Source organism: Dyadobacter sp. HNCC25DJ184 (assembly GCF_056895215.1).
This window is the reverse complement of sequence record NZ_JBXHAQ010000001.1, coordinates 210,891-229,162: the sequence shown is the minus strand read 5'-3', so window position 1 is coordinate 229,162 and position 18,272 is coordinate 210,891. Positions and strand designations below refer to the sequence as shown.

Genomic DNA, 18,272 nt, shown 5'->3' with positions numbered 1-18,272 from the left:
GTGTGAATAGTGTACTAATATTTAGTTTTTAATGAGGCGCTGAACGCTAACTTCTCCATCCGTTCTCTCCATCCGAATTACATAAAGACCAGGGTCTAGTAACTTCGCCGAAGTTAACGCAGCTGATATATTTCGGGATTCGATAACTTTCCTGCCAGCAAGATCAATAACCTGAATATTGGAAATACCCAGGTAATCTCCATTATTTATTTCAAGATTTTGAGTCTTCCCAAGTGGATTTGGATACGCAAACGTTTTCTCCAAAGCCCCGAAGTCCAGGGATACCTTCTTACTATATGCAAACGATCCGTCCAAATCAATCATTTTAAGACGATAGAAGTTGGAACCCCTCGACGGTTTCATATCGACAAACGAATAAGAGCGGCTACTTTCGCCAAATTGTAATGCCAGTTTTTCACCAAGAGCTATCCAATTCTTACCTTCGTCACTATGCTGAATTTCAAACTTTTCGAAATTGACCTCTTCAGTAGTTGCCCAGGTTAGCACTGTACTCATCCTTTCTTTTTGGGCCTTGAATTCTGAAAGTGTTACCGGCAGCGGTTCGTCAATGAAGCTTATGGTGAAATCACTGGAAATTTCCTGTACGCCGTCACTCACATATATAGGGAAAGTGTAATCCCCAACCGCTACTCCGCCAGGATCCCCGGAAATGACCCCGGCAGTTGATAAATTAAGCCCTGTAGGAACCGCCATTATCGCCGAAAGGCGGCCGGAAGGCATGGTTGGTGTAAGACTATATACATAGAAGCCAGGACCTTTCCCTCCGGAAGCCGGCAGTGTTACGGCTATCGAGATATCTTGCGAGTAACTTGCGCTGTTCACATTAACTGGATCGAACGGGCCTCCTGTAAATACCATTTCATCATAAACCGTAACTGTTTTCGTCAAAGTTAATCCGGTATTCACGGCACCTTCAAAGATACTAACGGTCACAGTAAAACTGCCTGTTTGGGTAGGTGTTCCGGTGATTGCCCCTGTTGCAGGATCAAGTGCTAAGCCAGTAGGAAGCCCAGTAGATGTATAGTTGAACGTGTGCCCTGAACTGGATGCTTTGATAGATCCTCCTGCGGCAATAGCAGTGCCGTTAACGCCAAATGGAATTGTTGTCGAAGCATCCGCCAGTACAACCACCCGCAATTTTGTGCTGTCAGAACCAAAGACGGTACACCCTGGCATATACGCAACAGCCACAAACTCTCCATTGGATGACACTGTCGTTGGGAAGGCAGCCGGACTCGCCGATGCTGCCGCGAGATCAGTAACGGCTGGTAACGGTCCTCTCCAAACTACAGAGTTTCCGGTACTGGTTGCACTCACAGAAGGTGTTGCTCCTGCAAACTGATAAACGAGTTTAGAGGTAAGGGTGGGTTTAGGCGGAACTGCTGCAACATCCCTTATATATATACCTCCCCCCAAAACAGTGAGATCTACCGTATTGCTCAATGTTATTTTCACCCTGTCGAAAGCTGCCGAAGGGGTCAAGTAGACCGGAACTACCGTGTTGGCCGGCAAACCCGAAGGATAGCCTAATAAGGTCAAATTAAGTAGTGAGGAGAATGGACTGGCAGTTGCAATCGGCGCCTCCCCATCGAATGCCTGGACACTCAAGCCTCCCAATAAACTAACGTCCGCTATTGCTGCACCTGTAGAGAAATATATAACTACCTGATTAGAAGCAGATTGCTCGTTCTTAAAAAAAATGGTTTGAGACAATTCAGAAAAGGCACCCACGTTGACCAATCCTGCTCCAATCTGTGCTGTCGTTGCCAGATTGCCGTCAATTGCACCGTCCGGATTAACGAATGGACTTGTTATCACTTCAACAGTGAGCCCGCTGCCTTCCCCTAAGGATATATATTGTGGCAATCCGCAGTCGCCATCTCCGCCGTCCGGATAATAAAACGCATTATAAACATTCATTGTAATACTGGATGCAAGATCCAGATTCGGGGATTCGACTAGTAGCCTTACGGCGTTAAATTGGGTAGTATTAGCGGCTCCTGGGGAGATAGCCAGAAAGTAATTGGTACCGGTAGCGTCTGTCACAACCCTTGTTGTTGCAGCAATAGAAGTGCCGTCGGTTGATGTACTCGCGCCTTCCCGCAGAGTGGCTGTAATATTCGTCCCTGCGAGCCCGACAATACCTAACACGCCTGTCACCAAGCCAGTTACGACCGGCGCGTCTATCTTAACGTATACCGTCTTCTGGGCATCTACATTCGCTGGGAATCTCAACGTTAGAAAAGCAGAACCACCGGATGCGCCTAAAATAGCCTTTTCCGAAAACATAGTGGCCTTGGTAGTGTTATCACTTGTGGCAGCATTCTCAGGAGATGAAACTCCGGTATCTAAACAACCCAGTGCGCAATTTGTTGCACCACTCCTCGGAGAGGCGCCAGTTGCATATGTCTGAGCATAAACGCCGTTAGAAACGCTCGTAAACAAGGCAATAACTAAGGCAAGGCCAGATATCAAGGCCTTCGTGGCAGAAAGTAAATTTCGTTTCATCACATGTTAATTTAATTAAAAACTGATACTGCTTTTGATTTTTCGCCAAAACAACTATAGAACTTATTTTATTAAATAAGAGCTATAATTCTATATCATATGTAATTTTAACTACATATAAGCATAGGACGACCAGCCGGTCAAAATTGACCGTTAAAGTTTTTCAGAACTCAATTGTCTTAATTATGTGAAGAGTGAGGATCTAATTCGTAATAAAAAACTACTTATTCTTGAAATATTATCTTAATATATCGTCTTTATACTCCGACTCCCTGATAGTTGTCAAGTCAACAACAGTACTAATCTCAAAAACAAAAGCCTATTTTGCAAATTATTTCTACATTATTTCTTTCGAAGAATATAAAATTCAAAAATAATGAAGCACCGAAACCAGCCAAAATATATGCATATGACGCTTAATCAAATTATTTTATCTTTGTTAATACTACTTTACTCTTAGTATTATCCTATAAAAAAAGAATCGCTATATCGGCGATTCTTTCCTTCTTTAGAAATATTTCTATAGAAAACTACTTATAAAAATGAGGTGTAGGATTCAAGTCTTTATTCTTCATTTGATGCCAGTACGGATATGTAGGCTCTTTCTCAGTTACAATATCCAAACGCTTAATTTGATCGACAGAAAGACTCCATCCTACCGCTCCCAGGTTCTCTTTCAGCTGTTCCTCATTACGAGCTCCGATGACAACATTCGCAACGCTTGGCCTTTGTAGAACCCAGTTTAAGGCTATTTGTGCCACACTCTTTTCCGTTTCAAGCGCAATCGCGTCGAGGGTATCTATTATTTTATAAAAAGTTTCAGGAGGCGTTTCAGGCCCCTCGCCCCCTCCCTGTGCCACACGGCTATTCTGAGGGGCAGGATTCTCTCTCCGGTATTTACCCCCAAGCCGTCCCGCCGACAGCGGGCTCCACACAATCGTACCAACATTCTGATCTAAAGCCAAGGGCATTAATTCCCATTCAAATTCCCGACTTAAAAGCGAATAATGCGCCTGATGTGCTATGTATTTCGACCAGCCATACCGTTCAGAAACGGACAGCGATTTCATCAAATGCCATCCCGAAAAATTGGAACATGCTATATATCTGATCTTCCCACTTTGAACCAAATCATTTAAGGCACTCAATGTTTCCTCCACTGGCGTAATGCCATCAAAACCGTGCATATGGTAAATGTCAATATAGTCGGTATTTAACCGTTTCAAACTAGCTTCACATTCTTTAATGATATGGTAACGGGAAGAACCAAAGTCATTGGGGCCTGTTCCCATTTTAAAAGTTGCTTTGGACGACAACAGAACTTTATCTCTCAAACCCGTGATAGCCTTTCCCAGTATCTCTTCACTCAGCCCCAGGGAATATACATTGGCAGTATCAAATAAGTTAAGACCTGCATCGAGACACAGATTTACTAATCTTGTCGCTTCATCAACCTGCGTATTTCCCCATGTTTTGAAGAAATCACCTGTCCCTCCAAAAGTACCCGTACCGAAACTTAAAACAGGAACCCGAAGCCCTGAGCCTCCCAATTGTCTGTACTCCATATTTTAATGATTGAATTTGTGAATGATTTACCAGGAGACTGAGCAGCGCCCTGGTCTCCCTCCTTATATCATTAAAAATAGGGGTTTGAAAAGTTAGTAACAAGGACAGTGACTGTTTTCACTTAACCACCGGATGAAAACAGATTACTTCCGTTCATTGCCTAGGCCCGAAAGATGCGGCGGCAACGGGATATCCCGACTTGTATTATCAGCAATCGGGACGCCCCTTTTAGGTGCGATCGGTATCAATCCGGACCATATAGGGAGGTTCAGATCTTCAGGCTCATCCATGGGCATACCGGTTCTTATTTTCGCCGAAGCTTCGTCAATACAAAATGTCAACGCCATTGTTTTCTTCACTTCGCTTTGTGTCATCGGACGAAGGTATTCCCAACTGCCAGGTACTATCTTTTCTGTCAGCTTCTGGAAATTCTCCGACTTCTCCTCCATGCTTTCAATCTTCACCGCATTCGAAAAAATTATGACTGAGCGGTAGTTAACAGAGTGCGAAAATGCAGATTTGGCAACCACCAGATCATCAACCAAAGTTACTGATATACATACAGGTATACCGCTTTCAATTCCCCGCAAAAAATGGCTGCCCACCGAACCGTGGATTATTATTTGATTTCCTTCCCTTACGAAGGCCGTAGGAATTGAAAAGGGCATATTATCAATAGAATAGCTGATGGTACAAAATAAAGCTTCATCCAGAATAGAATAAATAACAGATGGATCCAAAGTTGCTTTTTTTGCCGAGCGGCTTGGAAGGAGATGAGATTTTGTCATAAGAAGTACTATTTTTTTAACAAAATTTCACCTAAATTGGAATAGTTAAATAGTCCAATATCATAAGTTTTAATAGTCCAATGGAATCGTCAGTTTGGTATAAACAACTAGGGGTTGACAAAACATCAAAAACTTCGGTATATGTCCAGATTGCAGATCAACTGGGACACATGATCAAAGCCGGCAGGTTAAAACCGGGAGAGAAACTACCAAGCAGCCGTGTTTTGGCGACTTTTCTGAAATTGAATCGGCAAACGATCGTCGTGGCGTACGATGAACTATTGGCCCAGGGGCTTGTGGAAAGCAATGTTGGCCATGGCACTTTTATCGCTCAAAATCTGCCTGATATTCAACCTCAAAAGTTGACAAAAGATGCGCTCCCGAACACGAAAATAGCAGCGAGGGCTGGTTACAAATTCAATAATAACCCGTCAGTAGACCTCCCGTTTTTAAAAAATAATGCCAGGTATCATCTTGACGACGGTTTCCCCGACCCCGGAATTGCACCATTACAAGAACTGACGCGGGCAATTCGCAGCCAGATATTGATCCGAAATCCATATAGCCAATTGGGATATGGCGATCCGGCAGGACTGTTGAAACTTCGTGAACAACTATCCAAATATCTCAATACCTCACGCGGCCTCGGCATCAGTGCCGACAATATCCTGATCACGCGCGGAACAATGATGGGTTTTTACCTTTCTTGTCAAGGTCTGCTTGAAAAAGGTGATATAGTCGCCATTGGCGAATCGACCTGGAGTGGGGCGATCCGGAATTTTGACAAGGCAGAAGTCAAATCGATCAGAATTCCGGTTGATGCGCATGGAATTGATGTTGATTATCTGGAGGGAATATGTGCAAAGCAGCCTGTCAAAATGCTGTATATAACTCCTCATCATCATTACCCGACTACGGTAACACTCCGCGCTGACCGCAGACTTAAACTCCTTCAACTTTCAGAAAGATATGGCTTTATCATTTTTGAGGATGATTATGACTATGATTTCCATTACCAAAGCAGACCTTTGATGCCATTAGCAAGTGAAGACCCGACGGGCATGGTGTTGTATTGTGGTTCTTTTACCAAAACGATATCTCCGGCATTCCGAGTCGGCTACTTGATCGGGCCGGTGGATGTGATTGCATATCTCTCCAAACTTCGACGATTTGTGGACAGGCAGGGAGACGTGGTTTTGGAAGGCGCGATGGCGGATATGCTCGAAGAAGGACTCATTCAAAGGCATTTGCGAAAATCGCTGCGCATATACCGGGAGCGCCGGGATGCCTTCTGTTCATTACTAAAAGACAAACTCAGCAATTACGTTTCGTTTAATATACCCGAAGGTGGCATGGCAGTTTGGGCAAATTTTGAAAAAGGAATTAACCTGGCTTCAATTTCGGAAAAAGCCCTTCAAAACGATCTATACTTTTCGGACGGAGCGATTTTAAATATGCCAGAACATATGCGCGGTGGAACGAGATTAGGTTTCGCATCCAGCACACCTGAGGAATTAGAAATTTGTGTATCTATTCTGGAGAAGGTGGTAAAAGGCTAAGCAACTCAGGAATCTTTATTTTAAAATTTCTTACATTTGGCACATAAAAGGAAATGGTGTCTTCCTTCTGAAACCGCCCCCCGGGGATGATGGCGCCTATTTAGGTTCATATTTTTGTTGCCTTAAATAGGTGTTTTATGTTCGTCCCAAAATCAAACCAAGTGTTTCGCAAACTCCCAATTGCCGGATATCTCATGAAATGGCTGGCTCTCTCGGCAGTTATTGGTGTACTCGTTGGTTCCGCATCCGCATTCTTTCTGGTCTCCTTGGACTGGGTAACTAATTGGCGGGAAAATCATAAATGGATTATCGCACTTCTTCCGGTCGGAGGATTTGCAGTGGGCTTACTGTATCATTATTGGGGAAAAGAAGTCGAAGCCGGAAATAACCTCCTTCTCGAGAATATACATAAACCGGGCGGGATTATTCCGTTGAAAATGGCCCCTTTGGTATTAATTGGTACCATAGCTACTCATTTTTTTGGTGGATCAGCTGGGCGTGAAGGAACAGCCCTGCAAATGGGCGGGTCCATATCAGATCAGCTGACCAGAATATTAAAACTACACCCCCGCGACCGGCAATTAATATTGATTTCAGGAATTGCAGCTGGGTTTGGGTCTGTTTTTGGTACGCCACTGGCCGGTGCGGTTTTTGGCCTCGAAGTATTTTTGATCGGCCGAATGAGTTACAACTCACTTTTCCCGGCGTTTGCTTCGTCCATATTTGCCGATATCACAACACGCGCATGGAACGTCGGCCATACACATTATCATATTACCTCTATACCTGATTATTCGGGCGGCACCATTCTTTGGTCGGTTTTGGCTGGAATCGTGTTTGGAATATGCGCACTCGTTTTCAGCGAATCCACCCACAAAATTGGTACATTCTTCAAAAGTAAGATCAGCTACCCTCCTCTTCGGCCTCTTTTGGGTGGTGTAGTGGTAGCAATTTGTGTGTGGCTTTTAGGAACGACGAAATATATCGGATTGGGCATACCAGTCATTGTCGAGTCCTTCTCTACGCAACTCCCACCGTACGACTTTGCCATAAAAATTATGCTCACAGCTATCACTTTGGGGGCTTCGTTCAAAGGCGGAGAAGTTACACCTTTGTTTTTCATTGGAGCCACTTTGGGGAATGCTTTATCGGTCTTCATTCCTTTTCCCGTGTCGCTGCTGGCCGGTATGGGCTTTGTGGCAGTATTTGCCGGCGCCGCCAATACGCCTTTGGCTTGTACTGTTATGGCGGTAGAGCTTTTCGGCGCAGAATGCGGGGTTTTTGTGGCAGTTGCGTGCGTCGTATCCTATCTCGTTTCCGGACATCGGGGGATATATCAATCTCAGGTTATAGGCCAGGCCAAATTACCCGGAAAGATAAGACAGACGGGGAAGCGCCTGAGGGATCTGATTTAACCTATCCATTTTTATTTGGCAAAATGTGAGGAAAACCTGTATACTTTTGCCAAGCAAATAGTTGAATATCCAAGCCATGCAGCGAAAAATACTAGTCATTGATGATGAAGAAAAACTGAGAAAACTGCTGGCCAGAATTATTCATCTGGAAGGGTTTGAGGTTTGTGAGGCAGGGAGTATCAAAGCCGGTCTCGAAATGCTGGAGCTACGCAATATTGACGTAGTGATATGCGATGTCAAACTTCCTGACGGAAACGGAGTTGATACGATTGAAGTTTTAAAAAAGAAATCTCCTAAATCGGAAATAATACTTTTTACGGCATTCGGCAATATATCCGACGGGGTGCAGGCGATCAAAAACGGAGCTTTCGACTATATCACAAAGGGTGATGATAATAATAAAATTATCCCACTCATTTATAAGGCAATAGAAAAAGTAGATCTCAACCAGAGAGTTTCCCTTCTCGAAAATCAGCTGGAAAATAAGTTTGCCTTTGAGAATATTATCGGAAAGTCGACAATATTTCGTGAAACGCTGACGCTCGCGGAAAAAGTGGCTCCAACGGACACTAACGTGCTACTTTTAGGCGAAACCGGAACAGGGAAAGAGGTTTTTGCTCAGGCCATTCACTTGGCCAGCAAGCGAAGTAAAAAGTCTTTTCTAGCCATTAATTGCTCAGCCTTCTCAAAAGAATTGCTTGAAAGCGAGCTCTTTGGACATAAGAGCGGCGCTTTCACAGGCGCAATCAAAGACAAAAAAGGTTTGTTCGAAGAGGCTCATAACGGGACTTTATTTCTAGATGAAATTGGGGAAATGGCTTTTGATTTACAGGCAAAATTGCTGCGTGTGCTGGAATCCGGCGAATTCATCAAAATTGGCGAAAGCAAGATTACCAAAGTGAGCGTTCGAATCATAGCCGCCACCAACCGCAGTCTGGAAGACGAGATTCGCGCCGGGGCTTTCCGAAGCGATTTGTTTTACAGACTTTCAACTTTTACCATTCACCTTCCGCCATTGCGCGAAAGAAGGGAAGATATACCATTGCTAATCAACGACTTCATTCCAAGACTTGCTCTTAAGATTGGTAAAAAAGTAAAAACAGCTTCGAAGGCGTATCTCGATATTCTGGAAAAATACGATTGGTCAGGGAATATCCGTGAACTCAAAAACGTGCTCGAAAGAAGTATCATTTTAGCAGATGGCGATAGTCTCAACATTGATACATTACCTTATGAAATAGCCCATTCAGCTGACCATAAGCCCACAACAGTTTCGGCGTTTGCGCTTAACAGTATTGAAAAATTGCATATTCAAAAAGTACTAAATTACACCTCAGGAAACAAAGCCGAAGCCGCCCGGCTTTTAGAAATTGGTATTGCAACACTTTACCGCAAACTGGACGAATACAAGATCAATCCTTAGCCTGGGAGCTCAGCCCAATTTCAATTATTATCAAAACGATAAGGAGCCTATCATTATGATAGGCTTTTTGGTTTCCAGCCGCCTTATAAATACATCTAACTATCTGATTATCTAACATATAACATATACCCTCCATTCATGGCACGGGCTTTACTTTGGTTAGTTCCATTAACCATCAAAAACACCATCAAACAATGACAACGATCATATTGGTACTCTCCGGAGCCCTCTGTTTTCTTCTCTTTTTTAAATCGATTCCATACTTCGAAAAAATCTGACCGCCATGTTAGCTCTATTCCTCGTTTCCGTTTTTGTCTTTTTTTATACCGTCTACGTCCTTCTGAAGCCGGAAAAGTTTTAAATCTCACTTGTTATGAATACTGAATTATTAGGTATAATCTTCGTCTTTCTGGCAACCATCGCGTTGTCTATCCCCCTCGCCAAATATATTGCGAAAGTCTACCAGGGTGAAAAAACCATACTGGACCCATTCATGTCGCATATCGAAAATCTGATCTACAAAATATGTGGTATCAAATACAAAACAGGGATGAACTGGAAGCAGCATATGGCTGCACTCGTTACCATCAATTTTGTATGGTTTTTGCTCGCGATGGTGGTCCTGATGAACCAAAACTGGCTACCACTAAACCCGGACGGCAACCCTAATATGACTCCCGATCTGGCCTTTAACACTGCCATATCGTTTGTCGTGAACTGTAATTTGCAGCACTATTCCGGCGAAACGGGATTGAGTTACCTAGGACAATTGTTCCTGATGTTTCTGCAATTTGTGAGTGCTGGTACAGGTATGGCTGCTGCGGCAGTAATCCTTCGGGCGATGAAAGAGGGAACGCATCAGGAACTTGGAAACTTTTACGAATACTTTCTGAAATCCTGCACGAGGATATTGTTGCCGATCTCGATTGCCGTTGCAGTGTTCCTGCTATTCAATGGAACTCCAATGACCTTCGAAGGAAAACAGCTAATGATTAGTATGCAAGGCGACACGGTCCAGGTCTCCACCGGACCAGTGGCTGCGTTTGTGGCCATCAAACATGTCGGCACCAATGGTGGGGGCTTCTACGGAACAAACTCTGCGCACCCACTTGAAAATCCAAACTACTTAACCAATCTCATTGAACTAATGGCGCAACTGATCATATCTTTTGCGATGGTGTTGGCGCTGGGTTATTATTTAAACAGAAAAAAACTGGCGGGGATGATTTTCGGCGTCATGACAGTCGGGTTTCTGCTACTTGTTATTCCGACAGTTATCGAGGAAACAAAAGGGAATCCCGCCCTTGCCAAATTGGGTATCGATATGGCTTCGGGAGCGATGGAAGGCAAGGAAGTTCGGTTTGGTGCCACTTCGTCTGCTTTCTGGAGTATCGCTACCACCGTGATTTCGACAGGCTCTGTCAATTCGATGCATGACAGTTTCATGCCGCTTTCGGGTTTGACACAAATGTTGTCGATGATGGTCAACGCCTTTTACGGAGGTGTCGGCGCGGGGATATTAAACTTTTATATTTATATCATTCTTGCCGTTTTTATCAGTGGATTGATGGTGGGAAGAACCCCCGAATTTCTGGGCAAAAAAATCGAGGCCCGGGAAATGAAAATCGCAATGATCGTTGCCCTTCTTCATCCGTTCTTAATTCTTGCATCGACTGCGCTCGGCATAATGCTTCCCGAATACACGGCCAACAGCCTCAATAATCCGGGTTTTCATGGATTCAGCGAGATGCTTTATGAATACACTTCTTCATCTGCCAACAACGGAAGCGGGTTTGAAGGGCTCGCGGACAATACGCCCTGGTGGAATATCAGCTGTGGTTTTGTACTGCTCCTTTCGAGGTTTTTACCAATCATTGGCCCTGTGGCTATTGCTGGCATACTGGCTTCCAAAAAACAGGTTCCGGCAAGTGCAGGCACACTTGCCACCGATTCTGGGACTTTCGGGATCATGGTTTTTGCGGTCATTATCATCATCACTGCGCTTTCATTTTTTCCGGCGCTCGCGCTTGGCCCTATCGCAGAGTATTTCAATCTGAATATCACGACCGGTCATTAACTGCATTTTTTAAGCCACAAAGTCACTCAGAAACTTAGAATAAAATATTGAACAACCCACTTCGTGCCCTTTGCGTCTTCGTGGTTACTTCATTTTACTTGATACAAAACAATGAAAACTCAAAATAACTCTTTAATACAAAGCGACTTGATACGGGAGGCCCTCGTTCAATCCTTTGTCAAACTCAATCCAACTCTTGCCTTTCGCAATCCTGTGATGTTTACCGTTTGGATAGGTACTGTCGTGATGTTGATCGTTAATATCTGGATCATCGCCGGAGAAAGATCGCAGGGTAGTCTGGTTTACAACGTCATCATTTTTGTCATTCTTTTGCTTACGTTATTGTTTGCAAACTTCGCAGAAGCAATCGCGGAAGCACGTGGAAAGGCGCAGGCAAACAGTCTTCGTAAAACACGTGGAGAAACGCCAGCCAAGATGATCAAGGTGATGGGCGATCTATATGTCAATGAAATTGAGATTGTCCCTTCTTCCGTGTTGCGGAAAGGCAATATGTTCCTTTGTGAAGCCGGGGATATCATACCCACCGATGGAGAGATCATAGAAGGGCTAGCCACAATCGACGAAAGCGCAATTACGGGTGAATCCGCTCCCGTCATCCGGGAAGCGGGAGGCGATAAAAGTAGTGTCACGGGTGGTACGAAAGTATTATCCGACAAGATCAAAGTAAAGGTAACGACCGAACCTGGCGAGAGCTTTCTGGACAAAATGATAGCACTCGTAGAAGGTGCAAGCAGACAAAAAACACCCAACGAAATAGCTTTGACGATTCTTCTTGCTGGTTTCACGCTGGTTTTTATCATTGTCTGTGTTACACTAAAACCCTTCGCTGATTTTGCGAATACCACGCTGACTATATCCGCTCTGATTTCACTGTTTGTTTGTCTGATCCCGACTACCATCGGCGGCCTGCTTTCGGCAATCGGTATCGCCGGTATGGATCGCGCGCTTCGTGCAAATGTGATCACGAAAAGTGGAAAAGCAGTCGAGACGGCTGGAGACATTGACGTGCTTTTACTGGACAAAACGGGTACAATTACTATTGGGAACAGAAAAGCAACGCACTTCTGGCCAACAGGCGGCATCAGCGGATATGAGTTTAAGAAAGCTGCGGCTTTAAGTTCACTGGCCGACGAAACGCCGGAAGGAAAATCGATATTGGAACTGGCCTCACTTCAGCCAGATGACCTTCACGTTTTCAACCCAACTTTTATTCAGTTTACCGCCGAAACGCGATCATCCGGAATTGACTTCGAAAAAACGCGGATCCGTAAAGGCGCAACGGATTCGATCAAAAGTCTGGTGATCAAAGCAGGAAATCCTTTTCCACTGGATATTGATCAAAAAGTGAAAGAAATCTCTGGTAATGGTGGTACTCCACTCGTGGTGTCCGAAAACGAGAAAGTGATCGGGGTGATTGAGTTACAGGATATTATCAAACCGGGAATTCATGAACGTTTTGAAAGACTGAGAAAGATGGGTGTTAAAACAGTGATGGTAACTGGTGATAATCCATTGACTGCCAAGTTTATAGCAGAAAAAGCAGGTGTAGACGATTTCATTGCCGAAGCACGTCCGGAAGACAAGATGAATTATATCAAAGCCGAGCAACAAAGCGGGAAACTTGTAGCAATGATGGGTGATGGTACCAACGACGCGCCAGCCCTCGCTCAGGCCGATGTGGGCGTGGCTATGAATAGTGGAACTCAGGCTGCCAAAGAAGCCGGAAATATGGTCGACCTGGATAACGACCCGACCAAACTTATCGAAATCGTCGAAATCGGGAAACAATTACTGATGACCAGAGGAACGCTCACCACTTTCAGTATCGCCAACGACGTGGCCAAATATTTCGCGATTGTTCCAGCTCTTTTCATATCCTCATTGCCAGCACTGAAAGCACTCAATATCATGAATCTCCATTCACCGGAAAGTGCAATTCTATCAGCTGTGATATTCAACGCATTTATCATTTTGATATTGATCCCATTGGCGCTGAAAGGAGTGGCTTACAAACCAATCGGAGCGAGTGCGTTGCTTCGCAGAAACCTGTTCATATATGGACTGGGAGGCATTGTCGTACCATTTATCGGTATCAAAGGTATTGATATGCTGGTCAGCATATGGTTTTAAATTTTAAGTACTATAACTCAAATATGTTTTGCCACGAAGACATCAAGCGACAAAGAATCTATATCAAACCTTCTTTTCAAGCCTTTGTGCTCTAGTGACCAGACAATTACCCCAATTTCAAATTAAATAAAAAATGAAAGAGCATATCACCAAGGCCATCAAACTGACGCTCGTTCTCGTCATTGGCTTTTCAGGACTTTATACAATTACCATATGGGTTATTGCGCAGCTTGTTCCGGGAGGCGGAAAAGGCGATTTGATTCAGGCAAAAGCTAAAAACGCTTCAAAATATTATGCAAATGTTGGGCAGAGTTTCACCAGCGATGCCTATTTCAACTCACGACCATCTGCCGTCAACTACAATGCCGGTGGAAGTGGCGGAAGCAACAAAGGGCCTTCCAATGAGGAATATCTAAAAGTCGTTCAAGACCGGATCGGTGATTTCAGGGCCAAAAACCCAACAGTCAAAACATCGGATATACCTGTTGAATTAGTCACAGCAAGTGGCAGCGGATTGGATCCTGATATCTCGCCAAAGGGTGCGCTGGTGCAAATCGACCGGATCGCAAGCAAAAGGGGATTGAAGCCTGAAGTACTTCTTAAGCTGGTTGAAAGCCATACAAAGTCGCCCCTTTTTGGAATATTCGGACCTGAATCTGTCAATGTCTTAAAGCTCAATATTGCACTTGATCAACTATCCGGTTCCTCCGTTGCCGCAGAATAGACGAACTAATATTCCAATAACTACTTGTAAAAGAGCCGTATATCTTTAAATAAAATGAAAAATTACCCATTAATCGCACTGACGCTTTTGTCTGGCGTATCATTTGCACAGGAAGACTCCGCTAAGTCCAGCCCACTAAAACTGACTGGATATATTGAAACCTACTTTACAAATGATTTCTCAAAACCTGCAAGCAATATCCGCCCGGATTTTATATACAACTATAATCGAAACAAAGAAGTCAATGTCAATCTTGGCTTTCTGAAAGCTGCTTATAATACTGAAAAAATGAGGGCAAACATCGCCCTAGCAACGGGAACCTATATGAACGCCAACTATTCTTCTGAACCTGGGGTTTTGAAAAATATATATGAAGCGAATATCGGATTCAGATTGTCATCACGCCAAAATCTGTGGATTGATGCCGGGATTTTGCCAAGCCATATCGGTTTTGAGAGTGCCATTGGAAAAGACAACTGGACGTTAACCCGCAGCATTTTGGCCGAAAACTCTCCGTACTTCGAGGCTGGTGTTCGGATGAGTTATACTACGAAAAATGAAAAGTGGTACCTCGCCGGTATGTATTTAAATGGTTGGCAGCGAATTCAACGGCTGGATGGCAACACGACCCCTGCTTTTGGAATCCAGACTACGTTCAAACCTACCAGCCGTTTAACTCTGAATTATAGCAATTTCATCGGAAGTGACAGACCAGATAGCCTTCGACAATGGCGTTTTTTCCATAACTTCTATGCCATTTACGATGTTACCGACAAATTGGGCATCACCGCAGGATTTGATATCGGTAATGAGCAAAAATCGAAAGGCTCATCGAACTATAACACGTGGTACAGTCCGGTTGTGATTGTCAAAACCAGGCTCACGGAACGATGGAGTGCAACCGGTCGCATCGAGTATTATAGCGATAAAAACCAGGTGATCGTCAAAGCCAATTCTGCGAACGGATTTCAGTGTTTTGGCTGGTCGGCGAATGTTGATTACAAAATAACGAACGCAATATTATGGCGAACCGAATTCCGTAATCTGCAAAGCAAGGACGCGATATTCAGTCAATCGGAAAACCCCAAAAAGATTAATACTGCGCTCACCACCTCCCTTTCAGCTTCGTTCTAATTCACTCACTCCCAATATATTCAGTCAGCCCCAACCAGAACTTCCATGGATGACCAAAGCCCAAAACACTTTCTGAACCTGATCCGGAAATCGCGGAAAGGCAAGTTTAAAATTTACATAGGCATGAGTGCCGGTGTAGGCAAAACTTACCGGATGCTCCAGGAAGCACATACGCTGATCAGAAATGGAATTGACGTGAAAATTGGTTTTATAGAAACTCACCATCGGGAGGAAACACACGAGCTGCTGGAAGGACTCCCCATCATCCCCCGCAAGGTGGTATTTTACAAAGGAAAACATGTGGAAGAGCTTGATATTCAGGCCATCATAAACCTGCGCCCGGAGGTTGTAATTATTGACGAGCTTGCTCACACCAATATAGAAGGCAGCAAAAACAATAAACGCTGGCAGGATGTGATGGATGTGCTGGAGGCTGGGATCAACGTCATTTCGGCTGTTAATATTCAGCATATCGAGAGTATGAATAAGGATATCCGGGAGATAACGGGAATTGAAGTAGCAGAAAGAATTCCGGACAAAGTACTGAGCCTCGCCGACGAAGTGGTCAATATCGACCTGACCGCCGACGAGCTCATTACCCGATTGAAAGAGGGTAAGATATATAAGGCAGACAAAATTGATACAGCGCTTCAAAATTTTTTCAAAGCAGATAATATACTTCAATTGAGGGAGTTAGCTTTAAAAGAAGTAGCTTCACAGGTCGAGCGAAAGGTAATCAACGAAGTTCAGGGTACTTTGTCGTTGAAGCACGAACGGTTTCTGGCATGTATCAGCAGCAATGAAAAAACGGCCAAAACGGTGATCAGGAAAGTAGCCCGGCTAGCCAATTACTATCACAGCGTGTGGTTCTTGCTTTATGTTCAAACCCCAAAAGAATCGGGTGACAGAATCGGACTTGCAAACCAGCGGCATCTGATTAACAATTTCAAACTGGCCACCGAACTTGGCGGAAATGTTATTAAAGTAGAAAGCAGTAGCGTAGCAAAGGCCATCATCGAAGTAGCTGAACAGCATAAAATCACAACCATTTGTGTTGGAAAACCGCATCTTAATCTTTTTGAGATAATTTTGGCAACTAATGTTTTTAACGATCTTTTAAAAAAATTATCATCATCTGATATCGACCTGGTCATCCTGTCTTAACTATGCAGATTAAACATAAACTCAGGCTCGGAACCGGGTTGCTCTTCGCCATCGTCACCACGCTCGCAGTGATCGCTGCGAGGCAAGTCAATATATTGGCGGCAGACTCCCGAAACGTCCTGATCAACAACTATAATTCCGTTGAATTTACGCAGGCCATGCTGGAAGATCTGGACCGTATGCCTGCTGATTCTTCGGCAGCCAAAGACTTTTTGGTGAACCTCAAACACCAGCTAAACAATATGACCGAGTTCGGGGAAAAGCAGCTAACGTACCAACTCCGTGACACTTTTATCCGTTTTCAGAAGGGAGACCGACGTCCCGAAACGATTCAGAATATCAGAAACAGATTGTACGACCTGGAGAACCTGAATATGAGCGCGATTCGCGCCAAGGGATTGAAAGCTGAGGCGACAGCAGAAAGTACCGTAAAATGGATTGTGCTGACAGGTACGATATGCTTTTTGATCGCGTTTACATTGTTCGTCAATCTGCCCGGTCATATTGCAAATCCCATTTCCAGATTGACCGAAAGTATCCAAGAAATCGCATCCGGCAACTATACGGAACGACTTCATTTGGACAGAAAAGACGAATTCGGGCAGCTCGCCACCTCTTTTAATACCATGGCCGAAAAACTGCAGGAATACAACAGCAGTAGTCTTTCCAAATTGATGACCGAAAAGAAGCGTATTGATACCCTTATTAACAATATGCAGGATCCGGTTATCGGGCTGGACGAACATAAAAAAGTCATTTTCGCAAATGAGCAATTCCTGAAAATAACAGCGCTCTCTCCCAATCAACTTATTGGCAAAAATGCATATGAAGTGGCTTTGCGAAGCGACTTGTTGCGGTTGCTATTTATGGAAAATGTTTTGGATGAAAAGGCGGCCGACAAAACACCCATTCAGATATATTCGGACGGGAAAGAAAGTTACTTCGAGAAAAACAATCTAAACATTTCAATCGTCCCGCCGGGAGAAACGACAAGCAGATCCATTGGAGATGTTATTGTTTTACGCAATATCACGCCATATAAAGAACTGGATTTTGCCAAAACCAATTTCATTGCATCCGTATCCCATGAGCTGAAGACACCCGTAGCTTCCATCAAAATGAGTTTGGATTTATTGAAAAATGACAAGATAGGCAGCCTCAACAGCGATCAGTCCGGATTGCTGGAAAGTATAAAGGATGATGCAAACCGGATTCTGAAAATTACTGGCGCCCTTTTGAATATTACCCAGGTTGAAAGCGGTCATATCCAATTAAATATCGACAATTCCCCTTTATCAGAAATTATTTCCTATGCTGTAAAAGCAAACGAGATCGCTGCCGAAGCAAAGAAAATAACCTTTAAACTGGACACACTTCCGGATACCCTGCGAGTGATGGCCGATCCTGACAAAAGTACATGGGCAATTACCAATCTGATATCCAACGCGATCCGGTATTCTTATGACCACTCGCATATATATGTTCACGTGCAAGAAGATACTGATGTTGTGAAAGTATCAATTAAAGATACTGGTTCCGGGATTTCACCGGAATATCAGCAAAAAGTATTTGACCGGTATTTCCGAATCCCGGGCACTTCCCGTGAAGGAACGGGTTTGGGTCTTGCCATCAGTAAGGAATTCATAGAAGCACAGGGCGGAACGTTAACACTCCAAAGCGAACTGGGGGCGGGAAGTACTTTTACGGCAACTTTCGTCAAATCGAAGGTTCAGTCATAAAGA

At 44.0% G+C, this 18,272-nt stretch carries 12 protein-coding genes and 1 riboswitch; of the genes, 9 read left to right on the top strand and 3 right to left on the bottom strand.

All coding sequences use genetic code 11. The features are described 5' to 3' along the window. Positions 1-21: 21 nt before the first annotated feature. From AC1XUD_RS00875 to AC1XUD_RS00865, 3 genes are all read right to left on the bottom strand, one after another. Entirely contained in the window at positions 22-2,529 is a 2,508-nt protein-coding gene (locus AC1XUD_RS00875; protein ID WP_483359045.1) for a putative Ig domain-containing protein, read from the bottom strand. 530 nt (positions 2,530-3,059) lie between these two features. Beyond that, positions 3,060-4,094, bottom strand: coding sequence for an aldo/keto reductase (locus AC1XUD_RS00870; RefSeq protein WP_483359044.1), 1,035 nt, complete (start codon positions 4,092-4,094; stop codon positions 3,060-3,062). A gap of 144 nt (positions 4,095-4,238) precedes the next feature. Beyond that, a complete protein-coding gene (locus tag AC1XUD_RS00865) occupies positions 4,239-4,883 on the bottom strand; it encodes a pyridoxamine 5'-phosphate oxidase family protein (protein ID WP_483359043.1) in 645 nt (214 codons plus the stop codon). An 80-nt stretch (positions 4,884-4,963) separates the two neighbouring features. On the opposite strand from AC1XUD_RS00865, the gene pdxR reads away from it, so the two are divergent. The 9 genes from pdxR (at position 4,964) to AC1XUD_RS00820 (ending at position 18,269) form a co-directional block, all read left to right on the top strand. Further along, positions 4,964-6,442, top strand: coding sequence for a MocR-like pyridoxine biosynthesis transcription factor PdxR (gene pdxR, locus AC1XUD_RS00860; RefSeq protein WP_483359042.1), 1,479 nt, complete (start codon positions 4,964-4,966; stop codon positions 6,440-6,442). Between the two features lie 40 nt (positions 6,443-6,482). Continuing rightward, positions 6,483-6,548, top strand: a riboswitch (Fluoride riboswitch). Between the two features lie 55 nt (positions 6,549-6,603). Beyond that, a complete protein-coding gene (locus tag AC1XUD_RS00855) occupies positions 6,604-7,857 on the top strand; it encodes a voltage-gated chloride channel family protein (protein WP_483359041.1) in 1,254 nt (417 codons plus the stop codon). Positions 7,858-7,933: 76 nt separating this feature from the next. Next, positions 7,934-9,280, top strand: coding sequence for a sigma-54-dependent transcriptional regulator (locus AC1XUD_RS00850; protein ID WP_483359040.1), 1,347 nt, complete (start codon positions 7,934-7,936; stop codon positions 9,278-9,280). A gap of 373 nt (positions 9,281-9,653) precedes the next feature. Continuing rightward, the gene (gene kdpA, locus AC1XUD_RS00845; RefSeq protein WP_483359039.1) at positions 9,654-11,357 is read left to right on the top strand and encodes a potassium-transporting ATPase subunit KdpA; all 1,704 of its coding nucleotides are present in this window, start codon (positions 9,654-9,656) and stop codon (positions 11,355-11,357) included. Positions 11,358-11,468: 111 nt separating this feature from the next. Beyond that, the gene (gene kdpB / locus AC1XUD_RS00840) at positions 11,469-13,508 is read left to right on the top strand and encodes a potassium-transporting ATPase subunit KdpB (protein WP_483359038.1); all 2,040 of its coding nucleotides are present in this window, start codon (positions 11,469-11,471) and stop codon (positions 13,506-13,508) included. Between the two features lie 133 nt (positions 13,509-13,641). Next, on the top strand, positions 13,642-14,232 hold the full coding sequence (kdpC, locus tag AC1XUD_RS00835) for a K(+)-transporting ATPase subunit C (protein ID WP_483359037.1): 591 nt from the start codon (positions 13,642-13,644) through the stop codon (positions 14,230-14,232). A gap of 54 nt (positions 14,233-14,286) precedes the next feature. Then, the gene (locus AC1XUD_RS00830; RefSeq protein WP_483359036.1) at positions 14,287-15,366 is read left to right on the top strand and encodes a porin; all 1,080 of its coding nucleotides are present in this window, start codon (positions 14,287-14,289) and stop codon (positions 15,364-15,366) included. Positions 15,367-15,411: 45 nt separating this feature from the next. Beyond that, positions 15,412-16,530: a sensor protein KdpD gene (locus AC1XUD_RS00825; RefSeq protein WP_483359035.1), complete on the top strand. Its 1,119-nt coding sequence runs from the start codon at positions 15,412-15,414 to the stop codon at positions 16,528-16,530. 2 nt (positions 16,531-16,532) lie between these two features. After that, the gene (locus AC1XUD_RS00820; RefSeq protein ID WP_483359034.1) at positions 16,533-18,269 is read left to right on the top strand and encodes an ATP-binding protein; all 1,737 of its coding nucleotides are present in this window, start codon (positions 16,533-16,535) and stop codon (positions 18,267-18,269) included. The last annotated feature ends 3 nt before the right edge of the window (positions 18,270-18,272 follow it).

Bases quoted from the DNA above. Each gene is read 5' to 3' on its own strand.
- AC1XUD_RS00825 (WP_483359035.1), top strand. From the start codon at position 15,412: ATGGATGACCAAAGCCCAAAACACTTTCTGAACCTGATCCGGAAATCG.
- pdxR (WP_483359042.1), top strand. From the start codon at position 4,964: ATGGAATCGTCAGTTTGGTATAAACAACTAGGGGTTGACAAAACATCA.
- kdpA (WP_483359039.1), top strand. From the start codon at position 9,654: ATGAATACTGAATTATTAGGTATAATCTTCGTCTTTCTGGCAACCATC.
- kdpC (WP_483359037.1), top strand. From the start codon at position 13,642: ATGAAAGAGCATATCACCAAGGCCATCAAACTGACGCTCGTTCTCGTC.
- AC1XUD_RS00820 (WP_483359034.1), top strand. From the start codon at position 16,533: ATGCAGATTAAACATAAACTCAGGCTCGGAACCGGGTTGCTCTTCGCC.
- AC1XUD_RS00850 (WP_483359040.1), top strand. From the start codon at position 7,934: ATGCAGCGAAAAATACTAGTCATTGATGATGAAGAAAAACTGAGAAAA.
- AC1XUD_RS00830 (WP_483359036.1), top strand. From the start codon at position 14,287: ATGAAAAATTACCCATTAATCGCACTGACGCTTTTGTCTGGCGTATCA.
- AC1XUD_RS00875 (WP_483359045.1), bottom strand. From the start codon at position 2,529: ATGAAACGAAATTTACTTTCTGCCACGAAGGCCTTGATATCTGGCCTT.
- kdpB (WP_483359038.1), top strand. From the start codon at position 11,469: ATGAAAACTCAAAATAACTCTTTAATACAAAGCGACTTGATACGGGAG.
- AC1XUD_RS00870 (WP_483359044.1), bottom strand. From the start codon at position 4,094: ATGGAGTACAGACAATTGGGAGGCTCAGGGCTTCGGGTTCCTGTTTTA.
- AC1XUD_RS00865 (WP_483359043.1), bottom strand. From the start codon at position 4,883: ATGACAAAATCTCATCTCCTTCCAAGCCGCTCGGCAAAAAAAGCAACT.